Raw genomic sequence first — 239 nt, 5'->3', positions numbered from 1 at the left:
GGGTTCAAGACCGGGGTGCGCAAACAGATCTGGAGCCGCAACGTCCTGTCGCTGGGCCTCGCCAGCGGGTTCATCGAGCCGCTCGAATCCACCGCCATCCATCTGATCTACCGCGGCATGGAGTTCTTCTTCCGCTATCTGCCGGATACGGACTGCGACCGGCATCTGGTCGACGAATACAATCGGCGCATGATCGCGGACTATGAGGAGATCCGCGACTTCGTGATCCTGCACTATTG

At 59.8% G+C, this 239-nt stretch carries 1 protein-coding gene; it reads left to right on the top strand.

What is annotated here, in order from left to right; translation table 11 throughout:
* Positions 1–239, top strand: a 239-nt coding sequence (locus ACK4S7_RS13275) for a tryptophan 7-halogenase (protein WP_409647759.1), incomplete at both ends; no start/stop codon positions are given.

The sequence above is a fragment of the Sphingorhabdus sp. genome (assembly GCF_046292425.1).
Lineage (GTDB): Bacteria > Pseudomonadota > Alphaproteobacteria > Sphingomonadales > Sphingomonadaceae > Sphingorhabdus_B.
The sequence above is the reverse complement of the archived record's forward strand: the minus strand, read 5'-3'. Positions and strand labels throughout refer to the sequence as shown.